Genomic DNA, 20,868 nt, shown 5'->3' on the forward strand with positions numbered 1-20,868 from the left:
ACTCGATGACAATTAACTGGCAGTGAGTAAGCAATGAGACAAGATGAATATTTTTCAGTTCAATTAGGACTAACAATTAATGTTGAGCCACTAGCCAACGGTAAATCACTTCCTAACATCAAAACCTTTAGTGCTGAAATTCCACCACTGTTCCGTATAGCCAGAGAATGTAACACGCTCGAAGAAAATGCAGAACGTCTATTAACGGGCTTTGGAAAAGAAGACAGTAAAGCATTAATCGATTATCTTAGTGCTCAAAATAGTAAAATAAACCTACTGTTATCTTACGTGCTATCTCAACAAAATAATGCTAATTATCGTTATATCACTGAAACCTTTGGTGCCAGTAATCTAAGCTTTTATAGCCCACACTCTTTTACACTCGGGCAAAATGTCACCGTTAAACTATTTTTAGATCATCCAGCTGCTGCTATATATTGTTATGCAGAGGTAATTACTTGCTCCGTTTCAGATGACCGTTTTTTAATTCAGTTGCACTACACGCGACTATTAGAAGAAGATCGTGATTTATTAATCCGTGCTGCACTGCATTGCCAACAAAAGCTTTTACGTCAGCGGGCCCAACAACGAAATATGAATAATAACAATGACGAATAAAACATTACTCTCAATCCCCTTACCAAAAAAATCTGGGGATAATCGTTACATCGGTAATTTATCTGGTTCTGCATTGGCATTGTCATTAGCAGAAATAGCCACTAAACATAATGGTCCAATACTTGCCGTCGTTGCGGATACGCAAACTGCGTTAAAACTACAGCCAGAGATCACCCAATTTTGTGATCTTGACGTCCATGTTTTTCCTGATTGGGAAACATTACCCTATGATAATTTCTCGCCTCATCAAGATATTATCTCCGAACGTTTAGCTCGCTTATATAAAATGCCAACACAAAAGAATGGCATTATTTTAGTCCCTATTAGCACGCTATTACAACGCCTAACACCCCAAGCATTTATTCATCAACATGCGTTAATCGTCAAAAAAGATGATCGTATTTCGCTTGAAAAATTACGATTACAACTAGAAGCATCAGGCTATCGTCATGTTGATCAAGTGATGGAACATGGTGAATATGCTAGCCGAGGCTCCTTAGTCGATCTATTCCCTATGGGCAGTAATGCGCCTTACCGTATTGATTTCTTTGATGATGAAGTGGATTCGATTCGTCAATTTGATCCTGAAAATCAGCGTTCAACAGTAGAAATATCCGCAATAGATTTATTACCAGCGCATGAATTCCCTACCGATGAACTCGCAATAGAAAATTTCCGTATGCGATGGCGTGAACGATTTGAAGCGCGTCGCGAACCTGAATCTATCTATCAACAAGTCAGTAAAAAAATCTGGCCAACAGGTATTGAATATTGGCAACCGCTGTTTTTTGATCACACTGAAACCTTATTTGATTATTTACCCACAAATTCATTATTAGTGACATTAGGTGATTTAGAACCTGCAGTAGATACGTTCTTGCATGATGCTGAATATCGATATGATCAACGCCGTATCGATCCATTAAGGCCGTTACTTGCGCCCAAAGAATTATGGCTTACTAAAGAAGAGATGTTCGCAGGTTTTAAGCAACTGCCTCGCGTAAGAATACAACACGAAGCTATTGATACTGAAAAAGCAGGCCGTTATAACCCAGCGTTAACACCAATACCTACGATAACGATTAATCATCAACTTAAAGAACCATTCGCAAAATTACGTCACTTTACAGAGCAATTTAAAGGGAAAATTATTTTCTCAGTAGCTTCAGAAGGTCGTCGTGAAGCATTATTTGATTTGTTAGCTCGAATAAAGCTCCGTCCAACTGTTTTTGATAGTCTTGAAGCAGCAATGGCGGATAAAAAAGCCAAGCATTGTCTTGTTATTGGCGCAGCTGAAAATGGTTTTATACTTGAAAAACCTGCTGTCGCTTTTATTTGTGAAAGTGATTTGCTTGGTGAGCGAATTCAGCAGCGTCGCCGCAATGATAAAAAAACCACCGTTAATGCCGACACTATCATTCGTAACCTTGCCGAGTTACAAGTTGGTCAACCCGTGGTTCATATCGATCATGGTATTGGGCGTTATCAAGGCTTACAAACACTAGAAGCTGGCGGAATAAAAACTGAATATGTCACTCTTGAATACCAAGGTGGTGCCAAACTGTATGTACCCGTTGCCTCATTACACTTAATTAGCCGTTATTCTGGTGGCGCAGAAGAAACAGCCCCGATTCATAAATTAGGTGGTGAAGCATGGGTAAAAGCACGCCGTAAAGCCGCTGAAAAAGTACGTGACGTTGCGGCAGAATTACTCGAAGTTTACGCCATGCGTGAACTTAAACCTGGCTTTAAATTCAAGCTTGACCGTGAAAGCTATGCAGACTTTTGCACCAGTTTCCCTTATGAAGAAACTTATGATCAAGCATTAGCCATTAATGCCGTTCTTTCTGATATGTGTCAACCAAAAGCCATGGATCGCTTGGTTTGTGGTGATGTAGGTTTTGGTAAAACAGAAGTCGCAATGCGAGCAGCTTTTGTGGCGGTCGACAATAATAAACAAGTCACAATACTGGTACCAACAACATTATTGGCACAGCAACATTTCGAAAACTTTCGAGACCGTTTTGCCAATACACCTGTCCGTGTAGAAGTCTTATCACGCTTTAAAACAGCCAAAGAACAAAAACAGATTCTGGCAGATGTTGAAGAAGGTAAGATTGATATTCTTATTGGTACTCACAAACTGCTCAATAGCAGCGTTAACTACCATGATCTAGGATTACTCGTCGTTGATGAGGAACACCGATTTGGTGTTCGCCAAAAAGAAAAAATCAAAGCGATTCGCGCCGACGTTGATATTCTAACGCTAACTGCAACACCCATTCCTCGAACCCTTAATATGGCGATGAGTGGTATGCGTGATTTATCGATTATTGCTACTCCACCCGCACGTCGTTTAGCAATAAAAACCTTTGTTCGTCAGAGTGATGAAAATATTATTCGTGAAGCCATCTTGCGTGAAATTAGCCGTGGTGGACAGGTTTATTTCTTACATAACGAAGTTGATAGCATTGAACAGACAACTGAAGATTTAGCCAAATTAATTCCAGAAGCACGAGTCACTTTTGCTCATGGTCAGATGCGTGAACGTGAACTTGAACAAATCATGGGTGATTTTTATCATCAACGTTTTAACGTGCTAGTTTGTACCACCATCATTGAAACCGGAATTGATGTTCCAACTGCAAATACGATTATTATGGATCGCGCTGACAACCTTGGTTTAGCACAATTACACCAATTACGTGGTCGTGTTGGTCGCTCCCATCACCAAGCTTATGCATATCTATTAACACCGCATCCTAAACGTATGACCAAAGATGCCGTTAAGCGTTTAGAAGCAATTGCTTCATTAGAAGATCTGGGAGCAGGCTTTACCCTAGCAACCCATGATTTAGAAATTCGTGGTGCTGGTGAGTTATTGGGTGATGAGCAAAGTGGTCAAATTCAATCCGTTGGTTTTAGCCTATTCATGGAAATGCTAGAACAAGCGGTTGAATCATTACGTGAAGGTAAAGAGCCAACACTTGATGATCTACTCAAGCAACAAGCTGAAGTAGAAATGCGAATTCCAGCATTACTACCTGATGATTATATTCCTGATATTAATACTCGTTTATCACTTTATAAGCGTATCGCTAGTGCAAAAGATGACACTGAGCTAAATGAAATTAAAGTGGAATTAATCGACCGTTTTGGCTTATTACCAGAAGCAGCAACTAACCTACTCACAGTTAATAATCTTAAACTCAAAGCTGCAATCATCGGGGTTAAGAAAGTCGAGAGTAATGAAAAAGGCGGTTACCTTGAATTTAAACAAGACGCGGCTATTAATCCTCATTTCTTGGTTGGCTTACTGCAAACACAGCCTCATAATTTCAGAATGGAAGGACCGACGAAGTTAAAAATTGTAGCCAGTGAAACAGATCGCAAGAAGAGAATTAAATTCATTGAAGATCTACTGAATCAGTTCAGAGAAAATATGATTTAACATCGCTAGCCCTAGACACTGCGTCTGGGGCTCTTTCTTTAATATATAAATTACATTACTACTATCACTTCATGGACCCAAATAATCATGAAACTTGATTTTGAACTGACAACTCCACGCCTTGTTTTACGCCCTTTTAAGCCTGCTGATTTAACCGCTTTTGTTAAAGCCGTCAATCAATCATGTGAATGCCTTCAACCTTGGTTAGAATGGTGTGATACTGATTTTGATCAACAGCAAGCTTATGAGTGGATCGAGGCCAGTCGTTTAAGTTGGCAACACGATTACAGCTATGAATTGGCTATTTTTGATCGATTTAATGATGAATTTGTAGGGGCCGTTTCTCTCAGTGCCATTGTACCATTATTCAACTCAGCCAATCTTGGCTATTGGATCACCCACAATTATCACCGTCAAGGGCTGGCTACTGAAGCAAATATTGCAATTATTCAATTTGCCTTTCAAATGCTCGGTCTTACTCGCCTAGAAATTATTACCCATATTGATAATTATGCCAGTCAGAAAACGGCTCTCGCTTGTAATGCGGTATTTGAATGTGAAGCAAGAAATCGTATCTTCTATCAAAACATGCCTATAAATGGTTATGTATATTCACTCGTACCACAAGATTTATATTAAGCACTAACCGTATTGATATTGGTATACATCAATCTTTAATACACCAATTTCAGGTAACATTACTAATCCTTTATTTTATAAAAATAGTTATTCATTATGCACACAACAGATAGTCGCCATGGCCACGATGTACTAAACCTTATTGCAGAAGCATCAACTCCCTTCACAATCAAAACATTACACGCGTATGTCGAACAACATTGGGGAACTGACGTTCACTTTCATACCTGTAAATTAAATGATCTCTCATTAGATGCACTAATTACCTTTCTTTTATCTCGTAATAAAATCACACTTGATAGTGATAATTTACATACAGATCGAGATAAAATCTGTCATCACTAAAGTAATCATCCATAGCATTAGTGTTTGTATATTTACTGGCATTAGTGCTTATTAAAATTATTTATAATTCAATACATTTTATAAAGCTACAAATAAGCAATCCGTACTTTAATATATAGAGTACGGATCGTAAGTTTATATTTTTTATTATATTGAAAATATCTAACAACAAATATTATTTATTTTTAGTTATTATTTCTGAAATACGACCATCAAATAATACCTCAGTTTCCTCTAGCCACTGATAGCGTTTGGTATATAACTTTCTTTTATTTCTATTTAAACTTTCTAAGTCTTTTTTTATAATATCTAATGGTATTTTATAAAAATCACCATCAAAAACTTCGGCATTATATTCTTGCCAATGGCTGTCATAATCAAAAGTCACCACATTACGCTTACGGCCAATATATCTCCAAGACTGATACATATGTGATTTATTACTAATACCAAATAACATTTTTAAATCCAAACTACGAGCAAGCATTATGGCAAATTCGAGGATTAATGCTTTTGGTCGTAGTCCATGACACCCTTTTGTTAATGCTTTTATTACATCATTTCTATTTGCGACATCATGATTAGGTCCCTGTATCGAACCGATATACATTGAACCTTGATATTCATGACTTAAATTCATTGTTATCATATAGATACGTTGATTTTTATCATTCACTAAGCGTAGACCCAACGCCCCTTCTCTATTTTGACCGCGATCTAATATCAATTTATATTTAGCTTCATTACGATCTTCTATTTCTAATATGCAATAACCTTCATCTCGATAAATTAAGGGTAAATTAAACGAAAACAGCTCTGCCATGCATTTAAAATGTTGAGTTACTGAAGTAATTCTCTGGTTTTTATTCCAATTCACGCATAAATAAGGTTTAAATGGCTTTTTTATAATATGTGGATGTAACGCTAATATCACACTAAGATTGGGAGTTAAAAAGGTATTCATTAAGTGCTTTAAGCGCGAATAATGCAAATAGCTCCATATCATAAATCGTATATCTTTACGCTTTTTCTTCCAACCAGAAGATTTATAATTAAGACGATTAGCAATATTTTTTATATTATGAAAAAAATAATTATCAAGATTTAATTCATATTTTACATCAGCTAACTCTCCTTGCTGAAGTAAATTTATATTATTAAAATTATTGTTCATTTTCTATCTATCAACCTTATACTTATAACTTCCACAAGAATAATCCACCATTGAAATATGTCAATTAAGTATACTACAGTAACGAGAATTCAAATCAACTAGCAATATAAAATGTAAAACATGGATAAGATTTTTTACGAATAATTATGCTGCCAATATGCTATAAAAAATAAAATGATTATATCTTCCACATTCAAATTTAATCCTTATATCGTATTTTCATACTGTTACTTCGGAAAGAGAATGATATTATTAATAAAATTCATTTAGTAAGGACACACTAGTGCCAAAAATTATTATCGCAGTAGTTATCGCTGCATTAGTTGCATTTTTTCTTTATCGCTCTTACAGCAACAAACAAGCGGCTCAAGAAAATATTAAAATTGGACAGGAATTTCTTGCGGCAAACAAACTAAAGGAAGGTGTACACACTACAGCTTCTGGCTTGCAATATTTAGTATTACAACAAGGTACAGGAACTGAACATCCAAAACCAACGGATACAGTAACGGTGCATTATCACGGAACATTAATCAATGGTACCGTATTTGATAGCTCAGTTGATCGTGGTGAAAAAATTTCATTTCCATTAAATCGAGTGATTAAAGGATGGACGGAAGGCTTACAACATATGGTTGTTGGTGAAAAAGTACGTTTCTTTATTCCTGCAAATCTTGCTTACGGTAACAATGGTGCTGGCAGTATTCCACCAGGTTCTGTACTGATTTTTGATGTTGAGTTATTTAAAATTAATTAATTATCAACGCCAATAAAAACGCCAGTATGACATTCAACTAACAAGAATTGTCATTGTACTGGCGTTTTTTATTATACTAATAAGATCTTAGTGCAGTTTTAAGCTAGGACGAAGAACACGGTTAATACGCCCAACTAGCATAATCAAACCTGTTTTAAACATACCATGTAACGCCATTTGATGCATACGATACAATGAAATATAAACCATACGGGCAATACGGCCTTCAACCATCATCGAACCTTTAGATAAATTCCCCATTAAACTGCCTACAGTAGAGAAACGGCTTAATGATACTAATGAACCGTGGTCGCTATAGATGTAAGGTTTTTGCTCACGATCTGATAGTTTAGCAACGATATTAGAGAAACAACGACTTGCCATTTGATGTGCAGCTTGAGCTCGTGGTGGTACAAATGAACTATCTTCTTGTACGCATGATGCTAAATCACCAATCACATAAATATTGTCATCACGAGTTGTTTGTAGCGTCGGTTTCACCACTAACTGATTGATACGGTTAGTTTCAAGACCTGCGATATCTTTCATAAAATCAGGGGCTTTAATGCCTGCAGCCCACACCATAATTTGTGCTGGAATGTGCTCACCATCTTTGGTCGTTAGGCCTGTTTCATCGGCTTTAGTTACCATTGTTGCTGTACGAACATTCACACCTAATTTAGTTAATTCATTGTGTGCCGCTTGTGAAATACGCGGTGGCAGTGCAGGCAAAATACGTTCACCTGCTTCAACTAAGTTAATGTTCAAACGTGAGCTATCAAGATCACCAAAACCATAGTTATGAAGCTCTTGAACTGCATTATGTAATTCAGCTGAAAGTTCAACCCCAGTTGCACCCGCACCTACAATCGCAATATCAACCGTTTTTTGCTCTTTATTAGCATGTAACTTCATGAATTGGTTGTTCATTTCACTTCGGAAACGGTGCGCCTGTTCTGGGCTATCAAGGAAAATACAATTATCACGTACACCTTGAGTATTAAAATCATTTGAAGTTGATCCTAACGCTAGCACTAAAATATCATATTCTAACGAACGCTCAGGCACCAATAGCTCATTTTGCTTATCATATAATGCTGCTAGTGTGATCGTTTTTGTTTCACGATCAATTCCCTGCAATGATCCCATCTGGAAATCAAATGAATGGTTTTTAGCATGTGCGCGGTAACTAATCGCATCAACACCAGCATCTAATGACCCTGTTGCAACTTCATGTAACAATGGTTTCCATAAATGGCTAGCGCGACGATCAACTAATGTAATTTCTGCACGACGTTTACGGCCCAATGTACGACCTAATTTAGTAGCTAACTCCAAGCCACCAGCACCACCACCCACAACGATTATACGTGTCAAGATAGCTTCCTCTCTATTTTATGATTTTTAAAAACTGAATTGCACAGCAGTCTGCTGATGATAAATAATCAAGCATAAAGACTGCTAGGCGAAAAAGTATCTATATCTTTTAGTTCACACGTGTAGGCAGACGGATCTACGACCCGTCTGTGATATGTAGGAGGTAATGGTTCCGTTATTACTGCGCTTTAAACGCTTTTATTTTTTGTAGATGCTGCGAGATTTTTGTAAATTTATGGGACTCATGATTATCCCAAATAATATCATAAAATTGATCTAGCGCATCTTTTGTTTGATTATTATCTAACACTTCATCATTAGTTGAAAGGATACAAAGGCATTTTCCCGTATTTTTTTTACGAAAATTTGTTACACACTTTGTCAAAATGTCTTCATATTCCTCTGGACGGTCTATTTTACCCTCCATGTTAGACTCCGGATGTAAATTTGGATTTAATATGACCTGTTTTATACCAGAAAGAAATCCAATGCGTTCAGCCCAGTATCCTCCCAGTCCAACACCACAAATTAGTGGTTGTTGATCATCAGTACTTTCCAGCAATTTATGCACTTCTTTTAATAGGTGTTGCATATCATGCTTAGGATGAAGCGTACTATAATTTAGAAAACGAACATCAGAATCAATAAACTGCAATTGCAATACTTTTTCGTGATTACCCGGACTTGTTGAGTCAAAGCCATGTAAATAAATAATCATTGTTATCTCTCATTATCGAATAATAATTTCACATACTATCTATACCTACATCGTTAAATTAAATCCATGACCCAAGCATTGTTTTAACAAATTTAAAACAAAAATATATAACGATTCTCAAAATCCGATCGTGGCTAAAAATCAACCCATATATTACTTAATCAGCATTTATACATTGAATAAGTTGTTGTTGTAGTTGCGAGGCTTGTTGTAAATATTCAGGCTGCTGCCAGATATCATAACCAACCAAATACCATAGCAAGGCTAAATATTGACACCATGGTTGCCAAGCTATTACCGCTTGAAGCCACTCATGCTGATTAAAGTCAATACAACGATTAATAGACTGACGGTAATTACAATAGTCATTTACTGCTTGTTCAATATCTAACTTATTGGCAATAATAGTCATCGCTAAATCTAGACTGGGATCTCCTGCTGCCGCATATTCCCAATCAATAATTTTGGTACCAGCAAGGGAATCATTTTCCATGGACGATACGATAACGTTATAGCGTCCCAGATCAAAATGACAACAACAATCATCAAATGCAACAGGTAATAATTGGCGCTGAAAGAAACGATAGATTGAATATAAAGATGAGGTTTTATGTTCTACATGAAGTTGTTGCCAATAATGCTCGGCACGTTGGTGAACGTCTAACCGCCACCACGGTAATGGAAGTTGATGTACTTTTGCTTGTAGTTGGCACAGTCTCTGATCAGAAAATGTTGCTGTAGCTTCTACGCCTGCTAACCATTCAACCACCAGCCCTGTTACTTGTGCTGTTGGCAGCTTGTCATTCATCACTAACTGTAATGGTTTTGGGGCTAACTCGGTATCGGCAATCAGCGACAATAATTGATATTCATGCTGGCGTTCAATACCAAATGCTTGAGTGGATACCGAAAATGGTCGCCAAACGTAATACTTGGTCTGATTCATTGAGGGATGAAATAAAGTAAGTTTCCAACAGCGATTGGTTAACCCTCCCGTCAGTTCACATGCTGATATCACTTCAGTATCAGGTAAGGCAATTAAAAGATCACAATCAAAATGTTCATAATCAGCCATATTGTTATACCTCACCTGATACTAAGGCTACATCATTACCAAGCTGCACTATTGGTTGATGCCGTTTGAATAACTTGATCTTGATCTGACCACTCAATTACACCAGATTTTAAATCCATCAAGCGCATTGTCACTTTATAATATGCTTGTTTACCGTTTGATGTTGATTTCATTACCGTTGATACGTGACCATAAAGCATATATTGAGCACCAACCATATTACCAAACTGAATCGCCGTACTTTGGTTCACAAAGCGATCATCTTCACGGAAATTCAACTGCTGGCGTACCGCTTTAACACGGGCAGGATCAACAAATTTAAATTTACCTGAATCTTGTAAACGCTCAGTGATTATCGCAGTTAAATCTTGCGTATCAACATGATGACGAGTTTGATTTTTAATACTATCAACAACAACAATGGGTTCACCACGCGCTGTCATAGAACGAACAGCTGATGACGCTAACATCTTATCAACCATTGATGATGATAACTTTTCTAAATCACTAGAACCAAAATTAGTTACTACATTTTCAAGCCCATGTAATCCACCACCATAATTAATTGGTTGAGCACAACCCCCTAATAACGTTGCTGCTGCTAACAAGGCCATTACACTCTTTTTCATCTTAACTACCTTAATGTCACTGTTCTTATTCATCAATTATCTGTATCACCCACCACAATACGATATTGCGTTGCTGTTGAACTAGGAGCAACCCCTTGCAATAACAAAACTTGATTATGATTAATGATCAATGTTTGTGATGGTGACGGTGGATGGTTTATTTCTAATCCATTCGCATCATACCAATAAAAGTGATAGTTCAATGATATGGTTGCGTCAGTTTTATTCATAACATCAACAGATGCATATAAATAACCGTCACGTCGTTGTGCTTTCGAATGACTAAATTGAAGCTTATTTGCTAAAATGGTATTACCGATAACAACATGATGGTTATTATTTTCAATACTAATTTTTGATATTGCTGATCCACTGCACCCTGTAATGAGTGTTACAAACAAAATCAACAATATAGATAGATATCTCATGCTACATTATATACAGCTAGGCTGTAGCCTCCTACATTTCGATAAATTATGGATTAGCATTATACCAATCTCATTAATTAATGTGGTCATCGTTCAAAAACATTAGATTTCCTACCGATCTCGCGAGCATTTACTATAGAGAATGACAAAAAAGGTCAGAAACTTATTGTGATTGCTATTATAAGTTTAATCAATAAAATGAAAAAAGCTTGAGTGACCAATAGCTGATCATTATAAAAAGATTAGCCACCTCATACTCAAGCTTTATTATCAACTTATTCTATTGCAATTTAATGCTAAGAATCGATGACTTATTAGCTAACAATCATTGGACCTAGTGGGCGACCACCTAATAAATGCATATGAATATGATACACTTCTTGACCACCAAAAGGATTACAGTTAACAATCAAACGGTAACCATCTTCAGCAACGCCTTCACTTTCTGCAAGTTTACGTGCAACTGTAAACATACGTCCCATCATTAATTCATCTTCTACTTCAACATCATTAACTGTTGGCAGTAATTTATTCGGAATAATAAGAATATGGCTTGGCGCACGAGGATTAATATCACGAAATGCAGTTACTAACTCATCTTGATATAGCACGTCTGCTGGAATTTCTTTGCGAATGATCTTACTAAAAATAGTTTCTTCAGCCATATCTGACTCCATTAAATAATCAGCTTACATTAATTCTGAGCTAAGTATGCGCTACCCTCGTCTAGAGGGCAATATTGAACACTGTTTTAAATGGTAATTTTACACTACATTTCATGTTTTACCGTTTTTTTTGCAACCACCATCAAAATATTCATCAATGTTAGCACCAAAACGTTAAGATTTTGAAGTTCAAGACGATAGATAAATCAAACTAACGTAATATTACAAATATCAATTATAACAATTAAATCAATCACTTTTATCGTTGCTTTTACACTAATAACTATCGTTATAAAGGATATTGTGGTTATTAACGGCGCAATTCTCGAACTTTATGAAATTAGGGATATTATGAAAAAAAAATCTCAAACCTCAGTCATACGTCGTATGTACTTAGGCTTCGCTATCTTAGTCGCATTATTTGTTATCACTATTATGTTTATGCTTGATGGCGTTGATCGTATTCACAATCAATTAAAATCCATTACAACAGATGCCCTCCCCCTAGTTTCAGCATCACATAACGCGAGCTTACAACTGCTTGTCGCTGACAAAATATTTAAAGATTACCTCACCAGCCAAGATCCAAAAGCAATGGCAGCTTATAGTGCAGAATTTGAACAACAAACAACCGTCTTTCAGCAAGCTCGAAATCAATTACAGCAAGTAACAAAAAATAATCCTCAACTAAAAGGATCAATTCAAGCACTAACTGAATTAGAACAACGCTATTTTGCTGAAGCCACTATTGCAATGACTAATTATCGGTTATTACTGCTTGCCACCAACGAACGTCAACAATCTGCGCGTCAATTTCAGCAATTACAAGCAGAACTGAACATTGGTATGAAAGAGTTCATTAATGAACAAGATAACCTTGCTGTTAAAATGTTATCTAAAAACTACTTTATAAAATTAAAAGAAACGGAAACGATCACGTTAGATGCGCTGGCTTCTGATGATACCGCCGAGATCGAAAAAGCCATTAGAAGTAACAAAATTAGTGTTAATCACCTTAAAAACACCTTCCGTTCTTTATCTATATTACAACCAGAATTAACTCAAGCTTTTGGCAAATCAGTAGAACAATACGGACTCGATATCGGTCGTCCTGGTGGGGTTCTTGATCAGCATTTTGAATACATTCAAGCACAACACCGTCTCTACAGTAATATTGCAACGCTAGCCAAAGAAATTAATCAATCCATGAATATTGTTGGGGATTTCAATAAACAAGCCAATGATCAGATGAGCACAACCATTGCAACAGCAGATACGACCTATTCTGAAGTAGTAACAAAAGCGATTATCATTGGTATTGCAGTGATCTTGCTAGCCATTATCGTTGGATGGTATTTAGCCCGTAGTGTACGCCGTCCTTTAATGGCGATATTAAAAACATTAGAAGCACTTACAGCAGGAAATATGACTCAACGTACAGAAGCCAGTACGTTTATTGAATTTAGCCAACTTAACCACCATATCAATATGCTGGCTCAAAACTTACAGCAAATTTTAACCCAAATTAGCCATGCGTCATCAGAATTAAGCACTGTTGCTACAGAAAACCACGCCACAACAGCCGAAGCTAAACGACGCTTAAACAATCAGCGTCAACAAACAGCCTCAGCAGCAACGGCTATGATTGAAATGGAGCACTCAGTCACTGACGTATCAAAAAGCGCCCAAATCACCATGGAACGGGTTAATGAAGTGGAGCTGGCATCAGCAACGGGTCGTGAAGTGATGACCAGTAATATTAATACAGCCCATCAACTTTCTACCCGTTTAGATGAATCTGTCCACGCCGTTCAACAACTACAAAAAATGAGTAGTAATATTGGCTCAATTTTAGATGTTATTCGTAATATAGCTGATCAAACGAACTTATTAGCTCTTAATGCCGCGATTGAGGCAGCAAGAGCGGGAGAGCAAGGACGCGGGTTTGCCGTAGTTGCTGATGAAGTACGCGTATTAGCAAAACGTACCACCGATTCGACCGCAGAAATTGAAGCAATGATCAAAAATTTACAATCCAGTTCAGGTCAAGCCATGAACATGATGCAAAGCTGTGTCACTGAAATGGATAACAGTATTAGCCTTGCTTCTAATGCCAATAGCTCGATGGAAGATATTCAAGCGATTATCATTGAAATAAGTGATATGAGTACACAAATTGCACAAGCCGCCGAAGAGCAACGTTGTACGACAGCTGAAATAGCCCGTAGCTTAGAAGACATTAGTCAAATTGCCGATAATAGTTATAACACCATGGAAGAAATGGCCGATACGGGTGTCAAACTTGAGCATTTAGCCACTGAGCAAAATACCCTCGTAAGTCGTTTTAAATTATAACGCGTCTACTCATCGACTATACGATCGATGAGTTTTTATCGTTTTCCCTCACCTTTTGCAAACGATTGCTTTTTAAAGCAGCAATTAACAGCATTGTTTGATTTATCAACTTTACTTCGGCGTGTGATACTTTTAGAATCGGACAAATTTTTTGGGAGGGAAGAAAAATGACGATATTAACTATTACACGTCCGGACGACTGGCATGCACATTTACGCGATGGCGATGTACTCGCTGATACGGTTCGCGATATTAGCCGTTATATGGGACGCGCGATCATCATGCCAAATCTTATCCCCCCTGTTACAGATACCCCCTCAGCTTTAGCCTACCGTGACCGCATTCTTCAAGTAAATCCACAAGGTAACTTCTCTCCATTAATGGTTATTTATCTCACCGATAAAACATCAGCAGAAGAAATTCAACGTGCGCATGCTTCTGGTCATGTTTACGCAGCTAAGCTTTACCCTGCTGGTGCAACCACTAATTCAGATTCAGGTGTTACTTCAATCGACCATATTCGTTCGGCATTAGAAGCGATGCAGCAAGTCGGCATGCCGTTACTTATTCATGGTGAAGTCACTCATCATGATGTTGATATATTTGATCGTGAAAAAGCTTTTTTAGAGACCGTATTAGCACCTATCGTTAATGAATTTACAGATCTAAAAATTGTACTTGAACATATCACCACCGCTGATGCGGTTGAGTTTGTGACCAATGCAGGTCCAAATGTAGGTGCTACTATTACTGCGCACCATTTAATGTTTAACCGTAATCATATGTTAGTCGGCGGTATTCGTCCGCACTTCTATTGCTTACCGATTTTAAAACGTAATACACATCAACAAGCGTTAGTTACAGCTGCCACCAGCGGTAATGCAAAGTTCTTCTTGGGTACAGACAGCGCACCCCATGTAAAAGAGCGCAAAGAAGCAGCTTGTGGTTGTGCCGGATCTTACACCGCCCATGCTGCGATTGAATTATATGCTGAAGTGTTTGAGCAAGCAGGAGCACTAGATAAACTAGAAGCCTTTGCAAGCTTTAATGGTGCTGATTTTTATGGACTGCCACGTAACACTGACACTATCACGTTAACCAAAGAAGCATGGAAGGTCGCTGAAGAAATGCAATTTGGTCATGATACCGTAGTGCCAATTAAAGCAGGTGAAATGATGACTTGGAAAGTTATCGCTTAATTTAATCGCCTTAATAATGACAAAAAAAGGCTTCCTTTTTATAGGAAGCCTTTTTAATTTAAATCACCTTTATTTTACAGCATCTTGATTTTAACTTATTGGCTATTATGCCGTTTGATCTGCTGGTATTGTCAATTTATGAAATAAACGATACAACACTGGTACTACAATTAACGTCAACACAGTAGCAAAACTCAATCCGAACATAATCGTCACCGCCATCGGCTTAAAGAAAACATCGGGCAGCAAAGGTAACATACCTAAAACAGTCGTTATGGCTGCCATACAAACAGGACGGACACGACTGACTGCCGCATCGACCACCGCTTGATATTTCTCTTTACCACTTGCTATCTCAATTTCAATTTGATCTAACAATACGATCCCGTTTTTCACCAACATTCCAGAAAGACTCAAAAAGCCAAGTAATGCCATAAAACCAAACGGAGTGTTTAGTAACAGTAATCCGACTGTGACACCAATAATAGCCAAAGGTACCGTTGCCCACACAATAAGTGCTTCTTTGACTTTATTAAATAAGAAAACTGTAATTAAGAACATGGCTAAATAGCCCATTGGCATCGTCTGGAATAATGATGCCTTTGCATCTGCGGATGATTCATATTCCCCACCCCACTCCAAACTATAACCGGCAGGTAAGTCAATGGCCTCAATAACAGGTAAAATACGCGCTTGAACTGATGCCGCCGTTTCATCACCTAGTGGATTAGGATCCGCCATAATGGTTAGCATACGCTTTCGGTTTTTACGTACTACTAATGGATCTTCCCAACGCACATTAACATCTAAGACTACTTGTTGTAATGGAATATAGCCTTGAATCGCAGGACTCCAAATCTTCATGCCTTCGATTGTACTAATATCAACCCGTTCTTCTTCTGGTAACCGTGCCACGATTGGCATCAAGTTTGTTCCTTCACGATATAAACCAATGTTAATCCCTGAAAATGCCATTTGTAATAGCTCATCAACATCTTTTTTGGTAATACCGTAACGTCTTGCTTGGCTTTCATTAAATACAGGCTCAATGACTTTAGTACGCTCTCGCCAGTCATGACGAATATTAAATGCTCCAGGATCGGCATTCATTACGTCGACAACTTGCGAAGCAATACCACGAAGGATCGTTGGATCTGAACCGACAATTCGAGCTTCTATTTTAGAGCCTGATGATGGACCTAACATCACCTGTTTCAGTTTGTATTCAACCTCTGGATGATCTTTATCCATCGCTTGGCTAAATTTACGCATAACAGGGATCACATTTTCAAAACTATCCACTCGAACGATTAACTCACCATAAGAGGCATAGCTTTTTTCAGGCGCATAAGTCAACATGAAACGCTGTGAGCCTTTGCCTGCACTAGAGCTAACGTGTTGCACGCCTTGCTCTGTATTAACCACTTTTTCTAACGATTTTAAAGTGTCATTGGTGGCACGAATATCTGTCCCTTCAGGTAACCACACATCAACCATAAACATCGGCGTTGTTGAAGCAGGAAAAAACGATTGTTTTAATAATGTAAATCCGTATAAGCTCCCCCCTAGCATTAGAAGTAATGTCAGTATCGTTAACCACGCACGACGCATACAAAACTCTAGCGACTTACGATATACCACGAAGAAAATACTACCATAAGGATCTTTTTGATCGGCTCCTTGTTCCACTTTGACATTTTTAAAGAAAAGATCAGCAAAGAATGGTGTTAATGAAATAGCGGTAAACCAACTCAGCATCAGTGAAATTAGCAATACTGTAAATAAGGTTCGGCAATATTCACCGGTTGAATCTTGTGATAGACCAATCGGTGCAAAAGCCATTACCGCAATCACAGTCGCGCCAAGTAACGGCCACTTTGTTTGAGTAACAATATCGGAGGCGGCTTGCATGCGCGTTCGCCCCTTTTGCATCCCGATCAAAATACCTTCTACGACCACGATAGCATTATCCACCAACATACCCAGTGCAATAACCAATGCACCCAATGATATACGTTGCAGATCAATTGCCATCCACTTCATAAACACAAAAGTGCCCAGCACAGTTAATAGTAAAATAAGGCCAATCAATAGCCCCGAACGTAATCCCATAAAAAACAGTAGCACAATGATAACAATCGCAACCGCTTGACCTAGGCTTACCACAAAGCCACTGACTGATTTATCAACTTCGGTCGGCTGGCTATACACTTCGTCAATATTAATACCAACAGGTTGCTGTTCTTTAAGCTCAGCCAATCGCTGCATGACACGTTGGCCTACTTCGACAACGTTAACTCCTTCAACAAATGACACACCCATATTAAGGGCTTGATGACCATTAAAGCTGACTAAGTTATCTGGAATTTCTTTAAAGCCTTTCTTAATATCTGCGACATCACGCAAATAAATCAGCCCATTCGCACCTTTTTCGGTAATGATTAAATCACCTAATTCATCAACATTTTTAAATTCACCCGTTGGATGAACACGAACATACTCATCACCAATACGAACAGCACCCGCACTTGTGACCAGATTTTGAGTTGCTAAAATGTTATAAATTGTATCCAGTGAAATACCCAAACTGCTTAAACGTTGCATTGATATTTCAATAAATACTTGCTCTTGCTGATTACCCGTAACAGAAACTTTACCAACACCATCGACTAACTCAATTTCTCGACGCAGATAATCAACATAATCACTGAGCTCTTTGTAGTTATAACCTTCACCAGTGATCGCTAATAAAATCCCAAATACATCACCAAAATCATCGATGACTTTTGGTTTTGCGACACCTGGCGGTAAGCTTGATGAAATATCATTCACTTTACGTCGTAATTCATCCCAAATTTGCGGCAAATCATCAGGCCCATAATTGTTTTTCATGGTAACGGTGATTTGCGACAGCCCTCGACTAGACAAAGAGTTAACTTCATCAACATAAGTCAGTTGTTGAATTGCTTTTTCTATTGGATAAGTAACTTCTTCTTCTACTTGTTGAGGTGTTGCTCCTGGGTAAGCGGTAACCACCATTGCATCTTTAATCGTAAAAGCAGGATCTTCTAACTGCCCAAGACCAAAGAATGATACGGTTCCGCCAACTAAAAATATTAGCGTTAGCATCCAGCTAATCACTTTATTTTTAATAAAATAAGTCGCGATATCTTGTTTCATTACTGCGTACCCTCCTTGGTAAACACCACCACTTTCTGCCCTTCTCTTAAGCGGTTAACGCCTGTAACAACGACGACTTCTCCTTCCGTAACACCCGATTTTAATCGCACACCTTCAGGCACAACCTTATCTGTCACAACTTGACGTTTTAAAACCGTATTATCTGGTGAAAGTACCCATACATATTTATTTGATAAGGCGATATCATCACCATCTAAATTAAATAGTGCTTCTAGCGGTACTATCTGCTGCCCAATGGTATAGACTTGTAACTGCTGCGCATCGGCTTCAACCTCAACCGACATGCCTTCTAAAATAAACTGATCTTTAGGCATTGGCATGGTTAAAGTTACTAAAAATGAACCTGAGTCTGGATCGGGCTCGGTCGTAAATTCTTTCAATGTCACTGCATATTTTTTATCATTAGGTAGAATCGCCTTTGCAGTAGAACGTTGCCCTTTCTCTATATCTAATACGCTTTGCTTAGAATAAATCATATCGGGTGCTTGAAGCTCTATATCAACAGAATCTGTACTATGAATATTCATTATTTGCTGACCAATTTTAATATTTTCAAACTGCTCAACAGGTACCGTCGAAATAACGCCACTAAAAGGGGCTTTAAGCTCCGTAAAACTTAATTTTAATAGGGCTAAGTCAAGATTAGCATTAGCAATACTTCGCTTGGCCTTTAACTCATCAAATTGAGATTGAGGTAAATAGCCATTTTTTAATAATGTTGCTGAACGACGGTATTGGCTATTAATGACATTGTATTTTGCCTGAGCATCATCGACTTCTAATTTAAAATCACTAGGATCTAATCGTGCTAACACTTGGCCTGTTTTAACTTTATCGCCTGAGCGTACTAATATTTGAGTTACTTCACCTGCAATACGAAACGATAAAATAGATTTATCAGCAGCCGATGCTACTGCCGGAAAAGTTAATTTCGGTACCTGCTTGCTTAATGTGACCTGTTGTACTTTTACTAATGGCTGATCTTCACGTGGCTCAACAGTCGATTTATCACAACCTTGAAGTAATAATGCGGTGCTAATTGTCAATGCTAATAAACTGTAATGTTTGATCATAGTCCACGCTCCTTGATCCATGAGCGGACCTTTTGACCTGATTGCAATTCAGAGACGCCCGATGTAGCTATAACGTCACCATCATTCAACCCTGAAATAACACGATTATTACGATCTAATGTGACTTCAGTTCTAACAACTTGCTGTTTATCATCAACACGCCATACATAATTTTTATTACCTTCGATCATAATAGCGCGAACCGGTATTGCCCCTGCTTTACCCTGCGGTAATACAATTGTTACGCTACCTGACATTCCTGGCATAATATTACTGCCTTCAGGACGAGTCATTGAGAGGGTGACTTTATAGCTAGATGTTTTACTGTCAGGCTCAGTATCAATTTCTTCAAATTGGGCAGGAAAGGTTTGATTAGCTAAAGTATCAAATGCAACAGTCGGATTAATATTTTCGGCATTGCCTTGAAAACGAGCTAGGAGATAATCAGGAAGTTGAAATACCATATTGATTAATTTAGCACTTTGAATATGCATGATCGGCTGTTTAGCACCAACATATTCATAGTTTTCAACCATCGATAAAGAAATATGCCCATCATAAGGCGCTATTAACTTGGCATAACTTAAATTCGATTTTTGTTTATCTAATGCTGCTTTAGCCTGTTTAAGATTTGCTTTAGACGTATCATAATCAAGTTCTGACACCACATTTTTTTGACGTAATTTGGTATCACGCTTAAATTGCACATTCGCTAAGTCATACTGTGCTTGTGATTGTTTTACCAACAGTGATAATTCATCGATATTTAATGTGGCGAGCGTCTGCCCTTTGGTTATGAATTGGCCCGGATGAACATCAACACTTGCAAGTTGACCTGAAACTCGAAAGGCTAAAACAGCTTTGTCTCCAGCTTCAACAGTAGCTGGAAATACACGTTGTGACTCATTATCTCCAACGGAAACTGATTGTAATTTTATTGGGCGAGATTCAGGCTCAGTAATAACAGCTTGATCATCCTTGCACCCACTTAATGCTAAACATGTAAACAATGCCGCAAAAAAGCGATATTTCATACTACTCTCCATGATATTTCACACTGAATCTTTGTACTGTTAAATATATTAAATCTTTTTGTATGTTATTATGGATACTATATGTTAATTATTTAAAAATCTCATTTCTTTTAGTAAAATAGCACTAATC

17 protein-coding genes are annotated in these 20,868 nt (G+C 37.8%); 7 read left to right on the forward strand and 10 right to left on the reverse strand.

Annotated elements, in window-relative coordinates; genetic code table 11:
• The first annotated feature begins 33 nt into the window (after nt 1–33).
• The 4 genes from OC457_RS08760 to OC457_RS08775 all read left to right on the forward strand — a co-directional run bounded on the left by OC457_RS08760 (nt 34) and on the right by OC457_RS08775 (nt 5,053).
• On the forward strand, nt 34–618 hold the full coding sequence (locus OC457_RS08760; RefSeq protein ID WP_080173207.1) for a PilZ domain-containing protein: 585 nt from the start codon (nt 34–36) through the stop codon (nt 616–618).
• Nucleotides 608–4,069 carry a transcription-repair coupling factor gene (gene mfd / locus OC457_RS08765; RefSeq protein ID WP_080173206.1) on the forward strand — a complete coding sequence of 1,154 codons (3,462 nt, stop codon included), beginning with the start codon at nt 608–610 and terminating at the stop codon, nt 4,067–4,069. The genes OC457_RS08760 and mfd overlap by 11 nt, the downstream gene beginning before the upstream one ends.
• 87 nt (nt 4,070–4,156) lie before the next feature.
• Nucleotides 4,157–4,708, forward strand: a complete 552-nt coding sequence (locus OC457_RS08770) for a GNAT family N-acetyltransferase (protein WP_080173205.1) — start codon at nt 4,157–4,159, stop codon at nt 4,706–4,708.
• Nucleotides 4,709–4,804: 96 nt separating this feature from the next.
• The gene (locus tag OC457_RS08775; RefSeq protein WP_080173204.1) at nt 4,805–5,053 is read left to right on the forward strand and encodes a YecH family metal-binding protein; all 249 of its coding nucleotides are present in this window, start codon (nt 4,805–4,807) and stop codon (nt 5,051–5,053) included.
• Nucleotides 5,054–5,228: 175 nt separating this feature from the next.
• Here the strand turns inward: OC457_RS08775 and OC457_RS08780 are convergent, their stop codons facing one another.
• The gene (locus tag OC457_RS08780) at nt 5,229–6,227 is read right to left on the reverse strand and encodes a VirK/YbjX family protein (protein WP_080173203.1); all 999 of its coding nucleotides are present in this window, start codon (nt 6,225–6,227) and stop codon (nt 5,229–5,231) included.
• A 283-nt stretch (nt 6,228–6,510) separates the two neighbouring features.
• Between OC457_RS08780 and OC457_RS08785 the strand changes: the two genes are divergently transcribed.
• A complete protein-coding gene (locus tag OC457_RS08785) occupies nt 6,511–6,984 on the forward strand; it encodes an FKBP-type peptidyl-prolyl cis-trans isomerase (RefSeq protein ID WP_080173202.1) in 474 nt (157 codons plus the stop codon).
• An 87-nt stretch (nt 6,985–7,071) separates the two neighbouring features.
• On the opposite strand, the gene OC457_RS08790 is transcribed toward OC457_RS08785, so the two are convergent.
• The 6 genes from OC457_RS08790 to hinT form a co-directional block, all read right to left on the reverse strand.
• Nucleotides 7,072–8,361 carry an NAD(P)/FAD-dependent oxidoreductase gene (locus tag OC457_RS08790; protein WP_080173201.1) on the reverse strand — a complete coding sequence of 430 codons (1,290 nt, stop codon included), beginning with the start codon at nt 8,359–8,361 and terminating at the stop codon, nt 7,072–7,074.
• Nucleotides 8,362–8,539: 178 nt separating this feature from the next.
• Nucleotides 8,540–9,079, reverse strand: coding sequence for an alpha/beta hydrolase YcfP (gene ycfP, locus OC457_RS08795; RefSeq protein WP_080173200.1), 540 nt, complete (start codon nt 9,077–9,079; stop codon nt 8,540–8,542).
• 157 nt (nt 9,080–9,236) lie between these two features.
• Nucleotides 9,237–10,154, reverse strand: a complete 918-nt coding sequence (locus OC457_RS08800; RefSeq protein ID WP_080173199.1) for a phosphotransferase — start codon at nt 10,152–10,154, stop codon at nt 9,237–9,239.
• Nucleotides 10,155–10,189: 35 nt separating this feature from the next.
• Nucleotides 10,190–10,783, reverse strand: coding sequence for a penicillin-binding protein activator LpoB (gene lpoB, locus OC457_RS08805; protein ID WP_080173198.1), 594 nt, complete (start codon nt 10,781–10,783; stop codon nt 10,190–10,192).
• Between the two features lie 32 nt (nt 10,784–10,815).
• Complete coding sequence (locus OC457_RS08810; RefSeq protein WP_080173197.1) at nt 10,816–11,211, reverse strand: YcfL family protein; 396 nt, start codon at nt 11,209–11,211, stop codon at nt 10,816–10,818.
• Nucleotides 11,212–11,525: 314 nt separating this feature from the next.
• On the reverse strand, nt 11,526–11,876 hold the full coding sequence (hinT, locus tag OC457_RS08815) for a purine nucleoside phosphoramidase (protein ID WP_080173196.1): 351 nt from the start codon (nt 11,874–11,876) through the stop codon (nt 11,526–11,528).
• Between the two features lie 387 nt (nt 11,877–12,263).
• Between hinT and OC457_RS08820 the strand changes: the two genes are divergently transcribed.
• Both OC457_RS08820 and pyrC read left to right on the forward strand, forming a co-directional pair.
• On the forward strand, nt 12,264–14,231 hold the full coding sequence (locus tag OC457_RS08820; protein WP_080173332.1) for a methyl-accepting chemotaxis protein: 1,968 nt from the start codon (nt 12,264–12,266) through the stop codon (nt 14,229–14,231).
• 167 nt (nt 14,232–14,398) lie between these two features.
• A complete protein-coding gene (pyrC, locus tag OC457_RS08825; RefSeq protein WP_080173195.1) occupies nt 14,399–15,430 on the forward strand; it encodes a dihydroorotase in 1,032 nt (343 codons plus the stop codon).
• A gap of 105 nt (nt 15,431–15,535) precedes the next feature.
• Here the strand turns inward: pyrC and OC457_RS08830 are convergent, their stop codons facing one another.
• The 3 genes from OC457_RS08830 to OC457_RS08840 are packed head-to-tail and all read right to left on the reverse strand — an operon-like array spanning nt 15,536 to nt 20,738.
• Complete coding sequence (locus OC457_RS08830; RefSeq protein WP_080173194.1) at nt 15,536–18,610, reverse strand: efflux RND transporter permease subunit; 3,075 nt, start codon at nt 18,608–18,610, stop codon at nt 15,536–15,538.
• Nucleotides 18,610–19,704 carry an efflux RND transporter periplasmic adaptor subunit gene (locus OC457_RS08835; protein ID WP_080173193.1) on the reverse strand — a complete coding sequence of 365 codons (1,095 nt, stop codon included), beginning with the start codon at nt 19,702–19,704 and terminating at the stop codon, nt 18,610–18,612. The genes OC457_RS08830 and OC457_RS08835 overlap by 1 nt, the downstream gene beginning before the upstream one ends.
• Complete coding sequence (locus OC457_RS08840) at nt 19,701–20,738, reverse strand: efflux RND transporter periplasmic adaptor subunit (RefSeq protein ID WP_080173192.1); 1,038 nt, start codon at nt 20,736–20,738, stop codon at nt 19,701–19,703. The genes OC457_RS08835 and OC457_RS08840 overlap by 4 nt, the downstream gene beginning before the upstream one ends.
• Nucleotides 20,739–20,868 lie beyond the last annotated feature (130 nt).

The organism is Photobacterium toruni, from assembly GCF_024529955.1.
GTDB lineage: Bacteria > Pseudomonadota > Gammaproteobacteria > Enterobacterales > Vibrionaceae > Photobacterium > Photobacterium toruni.

Bases quoted from the DNA above. Each gene is read 5' to 3' on its own strand.
- OC457_RS08840 (WP_080173192.1), bottom strand. From the start codon at position 20,738: ATGAAATATCGCTTTTTTGCGGCATTGTTTACATGTTTAGCATTAAGT.
- OC457_RS08820 (WP_080173332.1), top strand. From the start codon at position 12,264: ATGTACTTAGGCTTCGCTATCTTAGTCGCATTATTTGTTATCACTATT.
- pyrC (WP_080173195.1), top strand. From the start codon at position 14,399: ATGACGATATTAACTATTACACGTCCGGACGACTGGCATGCACATTTA.
- OC457_RS08810 (WP_080173197.1), bottom strand. From the start codon at position 11,211: ATGAGATATCTATCTATATTGTTGATTTTGTTTGTAACACTCATTACA.
- lpoB (WP_080173198.1), bottom strand. From the start codon at position 10,783: ATGAAAAAGAGTGTAATGGCCTTGTTAGCAGCAGCAACGTTATTAGGG.
- OC457_RS08800 (WP_080173199.1), bottom strand. From the start codon at position 10,154: ATGGCTGATTATGAACATTTTGATTGTGATCTTTTAATTGCCTTACCT.
- ycfP (WP_080173200.1), bottom strand. From the start codon at position 9,079: ATGATTATTTATTTACATGGCTTTGACTCAACAAGTCCGGGTAATCAC.
- OC457_RS08780 (WP_080173203.1), bottom strand. From the start codon at position 6,227: ATGAACAATAATTTTAATAATATAAATTTACTTCAGCAAGGAGAGTTA.
- OC457_RS08835 (WP_080173193.1), bottom strand. From the start codon at position 19,704: ATGATCAAACATTACAGTTTATTAGCATTGACAATTAGCACCGCATTA.
- OC457_RS08760 (WP_080173207.1), top strand. From the start codon at position 34: ATGAGACAAGATGAATATTTTTCAGTTCAATTAGGACTAACAATTAAT.
- OC457_RS08830 (WP_080173194.1), bottom strand. From the start codon at position 18,610: ATGAAACAAGATATCGCGACTTATTTTATTAAAAATAAAGTGATTAGC.
- hinT (WP_080173196.1), bottom strand. From the start codon at position 11,876: ATGGCTGAAGAAACTATTTTTAGTAAGATCATTCGCAAAGAAATTCCA.
- OC457_RS08775 (WP_080173204.1), top strand. From the start codon at position 4,805: ATGCACACAACAGATAGTCGCCATGGCCACGATGTACTAAACCTTATT.
- mfd (WP_080173206.1), top strand. From the start codon at position 608: ATGACGAATAAAACATTACTCTCAATCCCCTTACCAAAAAAATCTGGG.
- OC457_RS08770 (WP_080173205.1), top strand. From the start codon at position 4,157: ATGAAACTTGATTTTGAACTGACAACTCCACGCCTTGTTTTACGCCCT.